The following is a 15,146-nucleotide window of genomic DNA, read 5'->3' on the forward strand; positions in this document are numbered from 1 at the left end:
GTATCCCCCCTTTTTCCAGCGGTGGGACTGCCGTTTGTGTTTATTGGGGTTTGGGGATTGTTTTCCCTGCCCGGGGCGGGGCTCGTTGCGGGGGGCCGGGGGGCCTCCCCGCTCCACCATGACCAGGGCTCTCAGCCGAAGACGGCCAGGCTCTTGGCCTTGCCCTTCTGGTCCTCCACGAGCGCCAGCAGCCGGCCGTCCGGGGCGAAGACCGCCACGGGGCCCGCCGGGTACGACGGCATCTCCAGACGCACGCCGTTCAGCAGCAGCCGGGCCCGCTTCTCGTCGACGTCCCAGCGGGGGAACGCCGCCCCGGCCGCCTCGGCGACCGGCATGACCGTCAGCTCCTCCTGGAGCTGGTCCAGGGTCCTGGCCGAGTCCAGCTTGTACGGGCCGACCCGGGTCCGCCGCAGCGCGGTCAGATGACCGCCCACGCCGAGTCCGGCGCCCAGGTCACGGGCGAGCGCCCGGATGTACGTACCGGAGGAGCAGACCACGGAGACGACCAGGTCGACGACGGGCGTGCCGTCCTCGGCGGTGGCCTCCCGGACGTCGTACACCTGGAAGGACGAGACCGTGACCGGCCGGGCCGGGATCTCGAACTCCTCGCCGCCGCGCACGCGCGCGTACGACCGCTTGCCGTCGATCTTGATGGCGGAGACCTTGGACGGCACCTGCATGATGGCGCCGGTCAGCTCCGCCACGCCCGCGTCGATCCCCTCACGGGTCACCTTGGACGCGTCCACGGAGGCCGTGATCTCGCCCTCGGCGTCGTCGGTGATCGTTGTCTGGCCGAGGCGGATGGTGCCGAGGTACTCCTTCTCGGTCAGCGCGAGGTGACCGAGCAGCTTGGTCGCCCGCTCCACGCCGAGGACGAGGACGCCCGTCGCCATGGGGTCGAGCGTGCCCGCGTGGCCGACGCGACGGGTCCTGGCGATCCCGCGCATCTTGGCCACGACGTCGTGCGAAGTGAAGCCCGACGGCTTGTCGACGATGACAAGGCCGTCGGGCGTCTTTGCGGTGCTCATCAGGCGGTGGTGCCCTCTTCGTCCTCGTCCTCGGGCTTGCGGTACGGGTCGGCCTCGCCGGCGTACTTGGCGCCCGAGGACGCCTCGCGCACCTTGGCGTCCGAGGCCCGCGCCTTGTCGAGGAGGTCCTCGATCGTCTTGGCGGTCTCCGGGAGGGCGTCCGCGACGAAGGTCAGCGTCGGCGTGAACTTCGTCCCGGCCGCGGCACCGACGGCGGAGCGCAGGATGCCCTTGGCGCTCTCCAGCCCGGCGGCCGCGCTGGCCCGCTCCTCGTCGTCGCCGTAGACCGTGTAGAAGACCGTGGCCTCCCGCAGGTCACCGGTGACGCGGGTGTCCGTGATGGTCACGTGCGTACCCAGGCGCGGGTCCTTGATGCCGCGCTGCAGCTTCTCGGCGACCACCTCCCGGATGAGGTCCGCCAGCTTCTTCGCCCGCGCGTTGTCGGCCACTGGTCCTTCTCCTTCTTTGCCTTGCTCATTCAGTCTTCATCAGTGTGGAGCCTGCGTCGCACCGACAGCAGCTCCACCTCGGGCCGTGCCGCGACCAGCCGCTCACAGCGGTCGAGCACGTCCGATACGAACCCCGGGTCCCCCGCCACCAGCGCGACGCCCAGGCGGGCCCTGCGATGGAGGTCCTGGTCGCCCACCTCGGCCGCGCTCACGGAGAACTTGCGCTGGAGCTCGGCGACGATGGGCCGGACGACGGAGCGTTTCTCCTTCAACGAATGAACGTCGCCGAGGAGCAGATCGAAGGACAGAGTCCCCACGTACATGTAATGCCGGATGTCCCGCCGGTTCGGGTTCGGTGGCCTGCCACGCCGTCGCTTGGCAGGAACACCAGAACCGTACACGCAACGGCCGGGGCCGATCGACGGAATAACTCCCGCCGACCGGCCCCGTCCTATCGCTGCGCTCAGGAGCGCGGCTTCTCGCGCATCTCGTACGTCGCGATGACGTCGTCGATCTTGATGTCGTTGAAGTTTCCGAGGTTGATACCGCCCTCGAAGCCTTCGCGGATCTCGGTGACGTCGTCCTTGAAGCGGCGCAGACCGTGGATCGTGAGGTCCTCGGCGATGACCTTGCCGTCGCGGACGAGGCGCGCCTTGGTGTTGCGCTTGACCTCGCCGGAGCGGATGAGGACACCGGCGATGTTGCCCAGCTTGGACGAGCGGAAGACCTCGCGGATCTCCGCCGTACCGAGCTCGACCTCTTCGTACTCCGGCTTGAGGAGACCCTTGAGGGCCGCCTCGATCTCCTCGATGGCCTGGTAGATCACCGAGTAGTACCGGACGTCGACGCCTTCGCGCTCCGCCATCTGCGCGGCACGGCCGGCAGCGCGGACGTTGTAGCCGATGACGATGGCGTCGGAGCCCATGGCCAGGTCGATGTCGGACTCGGTGACCGCACCCACACCGCGGTGCAGGACACGGATGTCGACCTCTTCGCCGACGTCGAGCTGGAGCAGCGAGGACTCGAGAGCCTCGACCGCACCGGACGCGTCGCCCTTGATGATGAGGTTGAGTTCCTGGACCAGACCGGCCTTGAGCACCTTGTCGAGGTCCTCGAGGGACACCCGGCGGACGCGCTTGGCGAAGGCGGCGTTGCGCTCACGCGCAGCACGCTTCTCGGCGATCTGACGGGCCGTACGGTCCTCGTCGACGACCAGGAGGTTGTCGCCGGCACCCGGCACGTTGGTGAGACCGAGCACCAGGACGGGAGTCGACGGAGCCGCCTCCTCGACGTTGTTGCCCTTGTCGTCGAGCATCGCCCGGACGCGGCCGTACGCGTCGCCGACCACCACGGTGTCGCCGATGCGCAGCGTTCCGCGCTGGACCAGGACGGTCGAGACGGCACCGCGACCGCGGTCGAGGTGGGACTCGATCGCAATACCCTGCGCGTCCTGCTCCGGGTTGGCCCGCAGGTCGAGCGAGGCGTCGGCGGTGAGGACCACGGCCTCCAGCAGCGAGTCGATGTTCAGACCCTGCTTGGCGGAGATGTCGACGAACATCGTGTCGCCGCCGTACTCCTCGGCCACCAGACCGAACTCGGTCAGCTGACCACGGACCTTGGTCGGGTCCGCGCCCTCGACGTCGATCTTGTTGACCGCGACCACGATCGGCACGTCGGCCGCCTTGGCGTGGTTCAGCGCCTCGATCGTCTGAGGCATCACACCGTCGTTGGCCGCCACCACGAGGATCGCGATGTCGGTCGACTTCGCACCACGGGCACGCATGGCGGTGAACGCCTCGTGACCCGGGGTGTCGATGAAGGTGATCTTGCGCTCTTCACCGTTGACCTCGGTGCCCACCTGGTAGGCACCGATGTGCTGGGTGATGCCACCGGCCTCGCCCGCGACGACGTTCGTCTTGCGGATCGCGTCGAGAAGTCGGGTCTTACCGTGGTCGACGTGACCCATGACGGTGACGACCGGCGGACGGGAGACCAGAGCCTCTTCGCCGCCCTCGTCCTCGCCGAACTCGATGTCGAAGGACTCGAGGAGCTCGCGGTCCTCTTCCTCCGGCGAGACGATCTGAACGGTGTAGTTCATCTCCTCGCCGAGCATCGTCAGCGTGTCGTCGGAGACGGACTGCGTGGCCGTGACCATCTCACCGAGGTTCATCATCACCGCGACGAGCGACGCCGGGTTGGCGCCGATCTTCTCGGCGAAGTCGGTGAGGGACGCACCGCGCGACAGGCGAATGGTCTCGCCGCCGCCGCGGGGCAGCATCACGCCGCCGACCGACGGGGCCTGCATGGCCTCGTACTCCTGGCGCCTCTGACGCTTCGACTTGCGACCACGACGCGCGGGACCGCCGGGACGACCGAAGGCGCCCTGCGTGCCACCACGGCCACCGGGGCCACCGGGACGTCCACCGAAGCCGCCGGGACGACCGCCGAAGCCGCCGCCACCGCCGCCGGGACCACCCGGACGACCGCCGCCGCCACCGGGACCACCGGGACGACCGGCGAAGCCGCCGCCGCCACCGCCGGGACCGGCCGGACGGCCGGCGAAGCCGCCGCCGCCACCGGGACGACCGCCGCCGCCACCCGGACGACCGCCGGGGCCACCGGGGCCACGACCGCCAGGGCCACCACCGGGACGCGGGCCGGCAGCGGGACGCTGCGGCATCATGCCGGGGTTCGGACGGTTACCGCCGGGCGCGCCGCCCGGACGGGGAGCCTGCGGACGCGGCATGCCACCGGGGGTGGGACGCGCGCCGCCCTGGCCCTGGGGACGCGGGGCGCCACCGGGGCCGCCCTGCGGACGCGGGGCACCCGGAACGGCACCGCCGCCGGGACGGGGGGCACCGCCACCCGGACGGGGCGCCTGCGGGCGCGCCATTCCGGTGGAGCCACCCGAGGTGAAGGGGTTGTTGCCCGGACGCGGACCGGCCGGACGGGCACCGCCCGGACGCGGAGCGCCCTGGCCCTGCGGACGCGGGGCACCCTGGCCCTGCGGACGCGGCGCGCCCTGACCCGGACGGGCGGGACGCTCGCCGGCGGGACGGGGTCCCGGGGTCGCGCCACCGGGGCGCTGACCGGCGGCGGGAGCCGACGGGGGCGCGGTGAACTCGGGCGCGGCCGGAGCCGGCGTGACCGGCTTGGGCGCGGGCTTCGGGCCCGGGCGGGGGCCCGAGGCGGCCGGAGCCGGAGAGGGGGTGCTGCTCGCGGGCGCGGCCGGAGTGACCGGGGCCGGCGCCGCAGGCGCGGCGGGGGCCGGCTTGGGGGCCGGGGCGCCGGGCTTCGGGGCAGCGGGACGTGCCGCGGCGGCCGGAGACGGCGCCGCGGGCTTCGAGGGGGCGGCCTTGCGAGGCGCGCCAGGCTTCGCAGCGGTCTTGCCGGCGCCACCGCCGGGACCCTGCAACGCATCAGTCAACTTGCGCACGACCGGCGCCTCGATAGTCGAGGACGCCGAACGGACGAATTCACCGAGTTCTTGGAGCTTGGCCATGACGACCTTGCTCTCCACACCGAACTCCTTGGCGAGTTCGTATACCCGGACCTTAGCCACTTCGCTCCTTTTAGGTCCGGTTACCGCCGGACCGTCGCTACTTCATGGGCGTACTCATCGCGTACTCATCGAGTGCTCATCGCAATCTCGACCTACTTCCAACTCGCGAGGTACCTGACCGCACGGTCTTCCGTGCCGTACTTCTTCTTACAAAGTCTGCCGCTCTACGTGATAGCGAATATCCGCCGTTTCGAGCGGCCCCTGGACCCTGAAGGCCCTCGGGAACGCCCGGCGGCGGACCGCCAGGTCGAGACAGACCGAGGCGGGATGCAGATACGCACCCCGGCCGGGCAGCGTACCGCGATGATCGGGGACACACGCGCCCTCGACCTCCACGATGCGCAGCAGATCGCTCTTGGCCGCTCGCTCCCGGCATCCCACACAGGTTCGCTCAGGGCACGCTCGGTCTTGCGTCCGGCCAGACACGGCTAAGTCTACCTCCCCGTAGCGACCTCACCCGTTTGGGGCAAAAATCGAACGGTCGTTTGTCGTGATCTCGCTCTCACAGAACGTGACGAGGGCGAGATGCATTCCCTGCGGCGCGCTCAGTCGCGGTCGCGCCGCTCGTCGGACGCTTGCTCCGTGTCCGGACGGATGTCGATGCGCCAGCCGGTGAGGCGGGCGGCGAGGCGGGCGTTCTGCCCCTCCTTGCCGATGGCCAGCGACAGCTGGTAGTCGGGCACGGTCACCCGGGCGGACCGGGCCGCCAGGTCCACGATCTCGACCTTGGAGACCCGCGCCGGGGAGAGCGCGCTGGCCACCATCTCGGCCGGGTCGTCGGACCAGTCGACGATGTCGATCTTCTCGCCGAGCAGCTCCGCCATGACGTTGCGCACGCGGCTGCCCATGGGGCCGATGCAGGCGCCCTTGGCGTTCAGGCCCGAACGGGTGGACCGTACGGCGATCTTGGTGCGGTGACCGGCCTCACGGGCGATCGCCGCGATCTCGACGGAACCGTCGGCGATCTCGGGGACCTCCAGCGCGAACAGCTTCTTCACCAGATTGGGGTGCGTGCGCGAAAGGGTGACGGACGGACCGCGGACACCCTTGGCGACGCGGACCACGTACGTGCGCAGCCGCAGACCGTGCGTGTACTCCTCGCCCGGCACCTGCTCCTGCACCGGAAGGATGGCTTCCAGCTTGTCGTCGAGCTTGACGAGGACGTTCTTCGGGTCCTTGCCCTGCTGCACCTGGCCGGCGACGATGTCGCCCTCGCGGCGGGCGTACTCGCCGAAGGTGACGTCGTTCTCGGCGTCACGCAGCCGCTGCTGGATGACCTGACGGGCGGTGCTCGCCGCGATCCGGCCGAAGTCCGACGGGGTGTCGTCGAAGTCCTTGGGCTCCTGGCCCTCCTCCAGCTCGGAGGGGTCCTCCTTGGCCCACACCGTCACATGACCGGTCTGCCGGTTCAGCTCCACGCGCGCGTGGCGGCGGGCGGACGGGGTGCGGTGGTACGCGATGAGGAGGGCCGACTCGATCGCCTCGACCAACAGGTCGAAGGAGATCTCCTTCTCTTGTGCCAAGCCCTTCAGGAGCTTCACGTCGATGTCCACGGCTACGCCTCCTCTTCCTTCTTGTCCTTGCGGTTGAACTCGATCTCGACACGCGCCTTGGCGATGTCGGCGAACTCGACTCGGCGGGCGGTGGGCTTGCGCCCCTTCACGCCCGGCACTTCGAGGTCGATGCCGTCTTCGTCCACGGTGAGGATCCGCGCGACGAGCTCTCCACCATCGTTCAGCTGCAGCTTGGCAAGGCGGCCGGTGGCGCGCACGTAGTGGCGGTGCTCGGTGAGCGGGCGTTCCGCGCCCGGGGTGCCGACCTCGAGGGTGTACTCCCCCTCGCCCATCGCGTCCGTCTCGTCCAGCGTCTCCGAGAGCGCGCGGCTCACATCGGCGACCTGGTCCAGGTCGGCTCCCTCTTCGGAGTCGACGACGACGCGCAGCACCCGCTTGCGTCCCACGGAGGCCACCTCGAGCTCTTCGAGTTCGAGTCCCTGCGAGGCGATGAGCGGCTCAAGGAGTGCTCGCAGCCTGTCGCTCTGGGTGGTGCTCATCCGGGTGACTCCTCGGCCGCGTGTGCTGTTGTGGGTTCGTCGCGTGTCAGACCAAAGGGTATCCGGTCCCGGGGGGTGTTGCCGTCCACGGGGCCGAGGGCCGCGGGTACGCTCGCCTGCGGTGATCTTCGACCGAGGCCGAGGGAGTGGATGTGGGGCGCACGGGGACCGTGGGCAGACGGGCGCTCCTGGCGGCGGGGGCGGTGACACTGGTCGGCTGCACGTCCGACGGGGGTGGCGGCGAGCGGCCGAGGAAGCAGACCGCGGCCGAACGGGCGGCACTCGCCGAGGCCGCGCTGCGCCGCGGATCGGTGACGACGACCCTGACCCTGCTGGAACGTTACGACGCGGTGCTGGCTGCGCACCCGTCGCTGACGGAGCAACTGACCCCGCTGCGACGCGCGGTGGCGGCGCACGCCGCCGCCCTGGCCGAGGGAGTGACGCCGCTGCCGACCGGCGGGTCCACCGCGAGCGGGGAGCCGCGCGACGCGGAGGGCACGGAGGCGAAGGCCCCCGCCTCGGACGGACCGGGAGCCAAGGCCGCTCGAACGGCGGACACCCGGCCGGCGGACACCCCCGGTGTCACCGCGTCGGGCACGACGCCGACGCCGACTCCCGCGCCCGTTCCGGCCGACCCGGTGGCCGCCCTCAAGGACCTCGCGGCCACCGTCCGCAGGACCGCCGACGCGCACACGGCGACGCTGCTCGACGCGCCGCCCGAGTACGCCCGGCTGCTCGCCTCGGTGGCGGCGGCCGGCGCGGCCCACGCGTATCTGCTGACCGAAGGAGGCCGGGCATGAGCGCCCTGGACGCGGCGCAGGCCGCGCTCGCCGCCGAGCATGCGGCGGTGTACGGGTACGGCGTCGTCGGCGGCCGGATCGGCACCGAGAGGCGCACCGAGGCCACTTCGGCCTACGAGGCGCACCGGGCCCGGCGGGACGGACTGCGCAGGACCGTACGGGATTTGGGCGGGGAGCCGGCCGCCGCGGCGGCCGGCTACGAACTGCCGTTCCCGGTGCCGGACACCGCCGCGGCCGTGCGGCTCGCCGCGGTCCTGGAGGACCGGGTGGCAGGGGTGTACTCCGATCTCGTGCGGGCCGCCGAGGGACCGCTGCGGCGGGACGCGGCCGCCGCGTTGCGCGAGGCGGCGGTACGGGCCGTTCGCTGGCGCGGCACCGACGTAACCTTTCCTGGGCTCGCCGAGCGGGTGTGAGTCCGGCTCTGACGGCCCTGACCAGGCTCCGGTACTGCAGAAGGAACAACGTACGCATGGGTTTCGAACCGCCGCAGCGACTGGTACGGGCGCTCGGTGAGACGTACGGGGACGCTGTCGCGACCGAGTGGCTCGGGAAGCTGCCCGAGCTGGCGCGGACCGCGCTGGAGCATGCCTCACTGGACAGCGAACGGGTGGTGGCGCCCGGCGGGCGCAGCAGCCTGGTCGTCCTCGTGCGGCGGCAGGACGGCTCCCCGGCGGCGCTGAAGATCGCCCCCGAGATCGCCCGGCCGGACCTGGAGCGGGACGCGCTGGCGCACTGGAACGGCTGGGGCGCGGTAAGGCTGCTGGACGCGGCCGAGGACGGCTCGCTGGTCCTCGAACGGCTGCACACCGAGGTGTCGCTGCGTTCCCTCCCGGAGGCGAAGGCGCTGCTCGAAGCCGCCGGTACGGTCCGGAAGCTGTGGGTCGAGCCGCCCGCGGGGCACGGCTTCGAGTCCGTGGCCGAGCGCACGGCCCGGCAGGCGGCGGCGATGGAGTCCTACCGCGCCCACTCCGAGGCCGGGGCGCTCACGGCCGCCGCGCTGGCGGCGCGCGAGGAGCTGGCCGGCGACTCCCCCGAGACGCTGCTCCTGCACGGCTGCTTCCGGCAGGGCAAGGTCCTGGCCGGAGAGCGCGCGCCCTGGCTGGCCGTGGGCCCCGAACCGCTGGTCGGCGAGCGCGCCTACGACCTGGCGCGGCTCGTACGGGACCGGGTCGAGGACCTGGTGGCGGCATCGGCTGGAGCGTCGGCGGCCCGCCGCAGGGTCAACAAGCTGGCGGACTCGCTGGAGGTGGACCGCGAGCGGCTGCGCGGCTGGACTCTCTTCCGGGCGGTCGAGTCGGGTACACGGGCGCTCACGGCGGGGCGTCATCAGGATGCGGAGCTGTTGTTGGAGTTCGCGGGCTGGCTGTAGGGGAATACCCTTGCTGTAACGCTCGGCTCGGACCTCAGGGGGCCGCGATGCTCGAGGAGCTGTTGACAGCGGCGGCGGCGACCGCGACTGCGGCCGTGGTGTACTCGGCCGCGGCCGCGCGCGTGGTGAAGCAGTACGAACGAGGCGTGGTGTTCCGCTTCGGTCGGCTGCTGAACGAGGTCCGGCAGCCGGGGTTCACGATGATCGTGCCGGTCATCGACCGGCTCCACAAGGTGAACCTGCAGATCGTGACGCTGCCCGTGCCCGCGCAGGAGGGCATCACCCGGGACAACGTGACGGTGCGGGTGGACGCCGTCGTGTACTTCAAGGTGGTCGACGCGGCGGACGCGCTCGTGCGGGTGGAGGACTACAAGTTCGCCGTCTCGCAGATGGCGCAGACCTCGCTGCGGTCGATCATCGGCAAGAGCGATCTGGACGACCTGCTGTCGAACCGGGAGAAGCTCAACCAGGGTCTCGAGCTGATGCTCGACAGTCCGGCGATGGGCTGGGGTGTCGCGATCGACCGGGTCGAGATCAAGGACGTCTCGCTGCCGGAGACGATGAAGCGCTCGATGGCGCGGCAGGCGGAGGCGGACCGGGAGCGGCGGGCACGGCTGATCAACGCGGACGCGGAGCTGCAGGCGTCGAAGAAGCTGGCCGAGGCGGCCGGGGTGATGTCGGAGCAGCCGGCGGCGCTGCAGCTGAGGCTGTTGCAGACGGTGATGGCGGTGTCGGCGGAGAAGAACTCGACGCTGGTGCTGCCGATCCCGGTGGAGCTGCTGCGGTTCCTGGAGCGGGCGGGGACGCCGCAGGGCGCGGAGTCCGGTGAGTCGGCCGCGCCGCATGTGCCCGTGGCGGCACCGGAGACCTTCCAGGATCCCTTGCCGGGACCCCCGACGGAGCCCCGCCCCACGAGGGACCTCCCCGATCTGGCGGACCTGGCGGACCTCCCGCCCCTACCGGACGAGACGGTCGCGGGTCCCCCGGCGGACCCGGTCCCGCGGGACGAGGCGGCGTAGGCGGCCCGACGCGCGACCGGATCTGCGGGCAGGCGTTCCGCAGTGCGGGGCGGGCCACCCGTTTCGGGTGAGCCCGCCCCGGACCACTACGCGCTCAGGCGCGCGATCGCCTCTGCCACGGGGAGCTCCTCGCGCTCCCCCGTGCGGCGGTCCTTCAGCTCCACGACGCCCTCCGCCGAGCGACGGCCGGCGACCAGGATCTTCGGGACGCCGATCAGCTCCGCGTCGGTGAACTTCACGCCGGGCGAGACGCCCGCGCGGTCGTCCACGAGCACGCGGAGACCGGCCGCACGCAGCTTCTCGGAGACCTCCAGGGCCAGCTCGGTCTGGAGGGCCTTGCCGGCGGCGACGACGTGGACGTCGGCCGGGGCGACCTCGGCGGGCCAGCACAGACCCTTGTCGTCGGCGGACTGCTCGGCGAGCGCGGCCACGGCGCGCGAGACGCCGATGCCGTACGAGCCCATGGTCACGCGGACCGGCTTGCCGTTCTGGCCGAGGACGTCGAGCTTGAGGGCGTCGGCGTACTTGCGGCCCAGCTGGAAGATGTGGCCGATCTCGATCGCGCGGTCCAGCGTCAGGCCGGTGCCGCACTTCGGGCACGGGTCGCCGACCTGGACGACCACGACGTCGACGTACTCGTCGACCTCGAAGTCACGCCCCGCGACGACGTTCTTCGCGTGCATGCCCTCCTTGTTCGCGCCCGTGATCCACGCCGTGCCCGGCGCCACGCGGGGGTCGGCGATGTACTTGACCTTCTCCAGGCCCTGCGGGCCGACGTAGCCGCGGACGAGGTCCTCGCGCTCGGCGAAGTCGGCCTCGGTGACCATCTCGACGGTCGCGGGGGCGAAGTGCTCCTCGACCTTGCCCATGTCGACCTCGCGGTCGCCGGGCACGCCCACGGCGACGATCTCGCCGTCGACCTTCACGAGGAGGTTCTTGAGCGTGGCGGAGGCCGGGACGCCGAGGGAGGCGGCCAGGGTCTCGATGGTCGGGGTGTCGGGGGTGGGGATCTCCTCGGCGGCCGCGACGGCCGAGCCGTCGACGGGCTTGAGCTCGTAGGAGATCGCCTCGGTGTTGGCGGCGAAGTCGCAGTTCGGGCAGTCGGCGAATGTGTCCTCGCCGGCCTCGGCCGGGGCGAGGAACTCCTCGGACTTCGAGCCGCCCATGGCGCCGGCGGTGGCGGCGACGATGCGGTAGTCGAGGCCGAGGCGCTCGAAGACGCGCTTGTAGGCCTCACGGTGCAGCGCGTAGGACTGGGCGAGGCCCTCGTCCTCCGTGTCGAAGGAGTACGAGTCCTTCATCAGGAACTCGCGGCCGCGCAGGATGCCGGCGCGGGGGCGGGCCTCGTCGCGGAACTTCGTCTGGATCTGGTACAGGATGACCGGCAGGTCCTTGTAGGACGAGCACTGGTCCTTCACCAGGAGGGTGAAGATCTCCTCGTGGGTCGGGCCGAGGAGGTAGTCGCCGCCCCTGCGGTCCTGGAGGCGGAACAGCTCGGCGCCGTACTCGTCCCAGCGGCCGGTCGCCTCGTAGGGCTCACGGGGCAGCAGGGCGGGGAGGGAGACCTCCTGTGCGCCGATGGCGTCCATCTCCTCGCGGACGATGCGCTCGACGTTGGCGAGGACCTTCCTGCCCAGGGGCAGCCAGCTCCAGATGCCGGCGGCGGTGCGGCGGACGTAGCCGGCGCGGACGAGGAGCTTGTGGCTGAGGACCTCGGCGTCCGCCGGGTCGTCGCGCAGCGTCTTCGCCATCAACTGGGACATGCGCTGGACCGGTACGTTGGCCATGGTTCTCGTACTCCTGCGGTAAGGGTGATGGCTGGGGGTGTCCGGCGGACCAGGGCCGGAAAGGACGCGGCGTCCGGTGCCTGGGGTCTCCCCAGGCCCCCAGGGCCTAGGGGACGCATCGCAGCCGGAGCGCCTCAATAGCGGAGCCATTCAGGCGTTTCGGCAACGCGGCGAGGTGCCGTGCCGGACGTCGTGGCCCCGGCCGTGGTCCGCCGGACACCCCCTAGGAGGTTAGCCGGGCGGTGCGGGCTGGGTGAAATCAGTTCCGTGGCGAACCGGTTGCGCCGAGTCCGTTCCGGCGCGGCAGCGGCAGCGGGGCGCCCATCACGGCGTACGGGCGGGGTGCGCTGGGGAAGTGGACCCGGCGGGCCAGGTCCTTGTAGCCGAGGGCCCGGTACAGGCCGCGGGCGGGGCTCTCGGTGTCGATCGCCGAGAGGATCGACCGGGGCAGGTCCGACTGGTCGGTGATGGCGGTGATCAGCTCACGGCCGATGCCCCGCCCCTGGTAGGAGGGGTGGACATGGAGCTCGGTGATCACGAACGAGTCGTCGAGCCAGTCCGCGGTGCCGCCGGCGCGGAGGTAGGGCTCCACGATGCCGGACCACCAGTGGGTGCGGTCGTTGGGCATCCCGTACACGAAGCCGACCAGCCGGCCGGCGGCGTCGGTCGCGCCGTAGGCGCAGGCGCCGGGGTTGAGCAGATGGCGGAGCACGATGTGGCGTCGTACGACGATCTCGTCCTCGCTGAGCCCGAAGGCCAGCGCCTGGACCGCGAGGGCGTCGTCCACCCGCGCGGCGAGATTGACCGGTCCGATCGTGACGTCAGCGTCATCCATGCGCCGACTTTACAAGTGCCTCAGAAGAGCACGCTCATGAAGGCCCCGACCTCACGGAAGCCGACGCGGCGGTAAGAGGCCCTGGCCGGGGCGTTGTAGTCGTTGACGTAGAGGCTGACGACGGGCGCGACGTCGGCGAGGGCGTAGCGCAGCACGGCGGCCATGCCGGTCTCGGAGAGGCCGCGGCCGCGGAACTCGGGGGCCACCCAGACGCCCTGGATCTGGCAGGCCAGGCGGGTGGCGGCGCCGATCTCGGCCTTGAAGACGACTTTGCCGTCCTCGATGCGGGCGAAGGATCGGCCGGCGCCGACGAGTTCGGCGACGCGGGCCTGGTAGAGCAGTCCGCCGTCGCCGGCCATCGGCGAGATGCCGACCTCCTCGGTGAACATGGCCACGCACGCGGGCATGATCACCTCCATCTCGTCCTTGCGGATGCGGCGGACGAGAGGGTCGGGCTCGACGGTGGCGGAGGGCTCCTCGGTGATCATCAGAGGCTGGTGGCCGCGGACGTCGCGGGCGGGCCCCCAGCTGGGTTCGAGGAGCCGCCACAGCTGGGTGGTGGGCTCGGCGGGGCCGACGATGGAGGAGCAGCGGCGGCCGGTCCTGCGGGCGCGGTCGGCGAAGGCGCGGACGGCGTCGGGGGTGGCGCAGATGGGGACGAGATTGGCGCCTGAGTAGCAGAGGGAGCGCAGCTGTCCGTCGGCGTACCAGCCCCACATCTCGCCGCCGAGGCGCCAGGGATCGAGTCCGGCCGCCTGGACGCGGGCGGTCACGAAGGCGTTCTCGACGGGGGCGCTCTCGAGGACGGCGAGCGCGGCGCCGAGGTCGGCGGGGTCGAGGACCCGGGTGGTGGTCTGCGTCAACACGAGGGGGCCTCACCATGCGGTCTGCTGATCTCCGCACTGTACCTGGCGCGTCGCGGAGGTGTCGGGCGAGCGCGACGAAGCCCCGCCGGGGCCCGGTTCGACGGGCGCCGCGGCGGGGCTTCGTGGGGTGCTCGGGCCGGTCAGACGCCGATGGCGACCGTCGGCTCGCCGGACATCACGCCGTCCTTCTCCATCTGTTCGGCGATCTTCATCGCCTCTTCGATGAGGGTCTCGACGATCTTCGACTCGGGGACGGTCTTGATGACCTCGCCCTTGACGAAGATCTGGCCCTTGCCGTTGCCGGAGGCGACGCCGAGGTCGGCCTCGCGGGCCTCGCCGGGGCCGTTGACGACGCAGCCCATGACGGCGACGCGCAGCGGGACCTCCATGCCCTCCAGGCCGGCGGTGACCTCTTCGGCCAGCTTGTAGACGTCGACCTGGGCGCGGCCGCAGGACGGGCAGGAGACGATCTCCAGGCGGCGCGGCTTGAGGTTCAGCGACTCCAGGATCTGGTTGCCGACCTTGACCTCCTCGACCGGCGGCGCGGAGAGCGAGACGCGGATGGTGTCGCCGATGCCCTCGGAGAGCAGCGCGCCGAAGGCGACGGCGGACTTGATGGTGCCCTGGAAGGCGGGGCCGGCCTCGGTGACGCCGAGGTGGAGCGGGTAGTCGCAGGCGGCGGCCAGCTGGCGGTAGGCGTTGACCATGACGACCGGGTCGTTGTGCTTGACCGAGATCTTGATGTCGCCGAAGCCGTGCTCCTCGAAGAGGGAGGCCTCCCACAGCGCGGACTCGACCAGCGCCTCGGGGGTGGCCTTGCCGTACTTCTTCAGCAGCCGGGCGTCGAGCGAGCCCGCGTTGACGCCGATCCGGATCGGGGTGCCCGCGGCCTTGGCGGCGTGCGCGATCTCCTTGACCTTGTCGTCGAACTGCTTGATGTTGCCGGGGTTGACGCGGACCGCGGCGCAGCCGGCGTCGATGGCGGCGAAGACGTACTTCGGCTGGAAGTGGATGTCCGCGATGACCGGGATCTGCGACTTCTTGGCGATGGTCGCCAGCGCGTCGGCGTCGTCCTGGGTGGGGCACGCGACACGGACGATCTGGCAGCCGGAGGCGGTCAGCTCGGCGATCTGCTGGAGCGTGGCGCCGATGTCGGAGGTTCGGGTCGTCGTCATGGACTGGACAGAGACGGGTGCGTCGCCGCCCACGGCCACCGATCCGACCTGGATCTGGCGGCTCTTGCGCCGCTCGGCGAGCCTGGTCGGAACGGACGGGATACCGAGAGAGATCGCGGTCATCAGCTGTACAACCCCAAGGTGTGGTTCATCGGGCTCAGGTCTTCGAGATTACCGCCCCGGTGGCGGGTGGCCGGACACCC

The 15,146-nt window shown here is 71.4% G+C and carries 15 protein-coding genes; 4 read left to right on the plus strand and 11 right to left on the minus strand.

The window, feature by feature from the left end:
- Nucleotides 1-131: 131 nt before the first annotated feature.
- The 7 genes from truB to rimP all read right to left on the minus strand — a co-directional run bounded on the left by truB (nt 132) and on the right by rimP (nt 7,092).
- Nucleotides 132-1,028: a tRNA pseudouridine(55) synthase TruB gene (truB, locus tag ACFQ7Q_RS12240; protein ID WP_383552978.1), complete on the minus strand. Its 897-nt coding sequence runs from the start codon at nt 1,026-1,028 to the stop codon at nt 132-134.
- Nucleotides 1,028-1,477, minus strand: coding sequence for a 30S ribosome-binding factor RbfA (gene rbfA / locus ACFQ7Q_RS12245; RefSeq protein ID WP_361434416.1), 450 nt, complete (start codon nt 1,475-1,477; stop codon nt 1,028-1,030). Before rbfA ends, truB begins: the two co-directional genes overlap by 1 nt.
- A gap of 29 nt (nt 1,478-1,506) precedes the next feature.
- On the minus strand, nt 1,507-1,800 hold the full coding sequence (locus ACFQ7Q_RS12250; RefSeq protein WP_056644720.1) for a DUF503 domain-containing protein: 294 nt from the start codon (nt 1,798-1,800) through the stop codon (nt 1,507-1,509).
- 140 nt (nt 1,801-1,940) lie between these two features.
- The gene (gene infB, locus ACFQ7Q_RS12255; RefSeq protein ID WP_383552982.1) at nt 1,941-5,039 is read right to left on the minus strand and encodes a translation initiation factor IF-2; all 3,099 of its coding nucleotides are present in this window, start codon (nt 5,037-5,039) and stop codon (nt 1,941-1,943) included.
- A gap of 147 nt (nt 5,040-5,186) precedes the next feature.
- The gene (locus tag ACFQ7Q_RS12260) at nt 5,187-5,465 is read right to left on the minus strand and encodes a YlxR family protein (protein WP_383552985.1); all 279 of its coding nucleotides are present in this window, start codon (nt 5,463-5,465) and stop codon (nt 5,187-5,189) included.
- 119 nt (nt 5,466-5,584) lie between these two features.
- Complete coding sequence (gene nusA, locus ACFQ7Q_RS12265; protein ID WP_383552988.1) at nt 5,585-6,592, minus strand: transcription termination factor NusA; 1,008 nt, start codon at nt 6,590-6,592, stop codon at nt 5,585-5,587.
- 2 nt (nt 6,593-6,594) lie between these two features.
- Complete coding sequence (gene rimP, locus ACFQ7Q_RS12270) at nt 6,595-7,092, minus strand: ribosome maturation factor RimP (protein WP_383552991.1); 498 nt, start codon at nt 7,090-7,092, stop codon at nt 6,595-6,597.
- Nucleotides 7,093-7,244: 152 nt separating this feature from the next.
- On the opposite strand from rimP, the gene ACFQ7Q_RS12275 reads away from it, so the two are divergent.
- The 4 genes from ACFQ7Q_RS12275 to ACFQ7Q_RS12290 are packed head-to-tail and all read left to right on the plus strand — an operon-like array spanning nt 7,245 to nt 10,280.
- Nucleotides 7,245-7,892 (plus strand): hypothetical protein, encoded by a 648-nt coding sequence (locus tag ACFQ7Q_RS12275; protein WP_383552994.1) that lies wholly within the window; start codon nt 7,245-7,247, stop codon nt 7,890-7,892.
- The gene (locus ACFQ7Q_RS12280) at nt 7,889-8,305 is read left to right on the plus strand and encodes a ferritin-like domain-containing protein (RefSeq protein WP_383552997.1); all 417 of its coding nucleotides are present in this window, start codon (nt 7,889-7,891) and stop codon (nt 8,303-8,305) included. The genes ACFQ7Q_RS12275 and ACFQ7Q_RS12280 overlap by 4 nt, the downstream gene beginning before the upstream one ends.
- Before the next feature lie 56 nt (nt 8,306-8,361).
- Nucleotides 8,362-9,261, plus strand: coding sequence for an aminoglycoside phosphotransferase family protein (locus ACFQ7Q_RS12285; protein ID WP_383553000.1), 900 nt, complete (start codon nt 8,362-8,364; stop codon nt 9,259-9,261).
- A 47-nt stretch (nt 9,262-9,308) separates the two neighbouring features.
- Nucleotides 9,309-10,280: an SPFH domain-containing protein gene (locus tag ACFQ7Q_RS12290; protein ID WP_383553003.1), complete on the plus strand. Its 972-nt coding sequence runs from the start codon at nt 9,309-9,311 to the stop codon at nt 10,278-10,280.
- Between the two features lie 86 nt (nt 10,281-10,366).
- On the opposite strand, the gene ACFQ7Q_RS12295 is transcribed toward ACFQ7Q_RS12290, so the two are convergent.
- The 4 genes from ACFQ7Q_RS12295 to ispG all read right to left on the minus strand — a co-directional run bounded on the left by ACFQ7Q_RS12295 (nt 10,367) and on the right by ispG (nt 15,066).
- Nucleotides 10,367-12,067 carry a proline--tRNA ligase gene (locus ACFQ7Q_RS12295; protein WP_383553006.1) on the minus strand — a complete coding sequence of 567 codons (1,701 nt, stop codon included), beginning with the start codon at nt 12,065-12,067 and terminating at the stop codon, nt 10,367-10,369.
- Between the two features lie 259 nt (nt 12,068-12,326).
- Nucleotides 12,327-12,902, minus strand: a complete 576-nt coding sequence (locus ACFQ7Q_RS12300; protein WP_383553009.1) for a GNAT family N-acetyltransferase — start codon at nt 12,900-12,902, stop codon at nt 12,327-12,329.
- Nucleotides 12,903-12,922: 20 nt separating this feature from the next.
- Nucleotides 12,923-13,768 (minus strand): GNAT family N-acetyltransferase, encoded by an 846-nt coding sequence (locus ACFQ7Q_RS12305; protein WP_383553012.1) that lies wholly within the window; start codon nt 13,766-13,768, stop codon nt 12,923-12,925.
- Between the two features lie 140 nt (nt 13,769-13,908).
- Nucleotides 13,909-15,066 (minus strand): flavodoxin-dependent (E)-4-hydroxy-3-methylbut-2-enyl-diphosphate synthase, encoded by a 1,158-nt coding sequence (gene ispG / locus ACFQ7Q_RS12310; RefSeq protein WP_329115266.1) that lies wholly within the window; start codon nt 15,064-15,066, stop codon nt 13,909-13,911.
- Nucleotides 15,067-15,146 lie beyond the last annotated feature (80 nt).

Source organism: Streptomyces sp. NPDC056527, assembly GCF_042794475.1.
Taxonomy (GTDB): Bacteria; Actinomycetota; Actinomycetes; order Streptomycetales; family Streptomycetaceae; genus Streptomyces.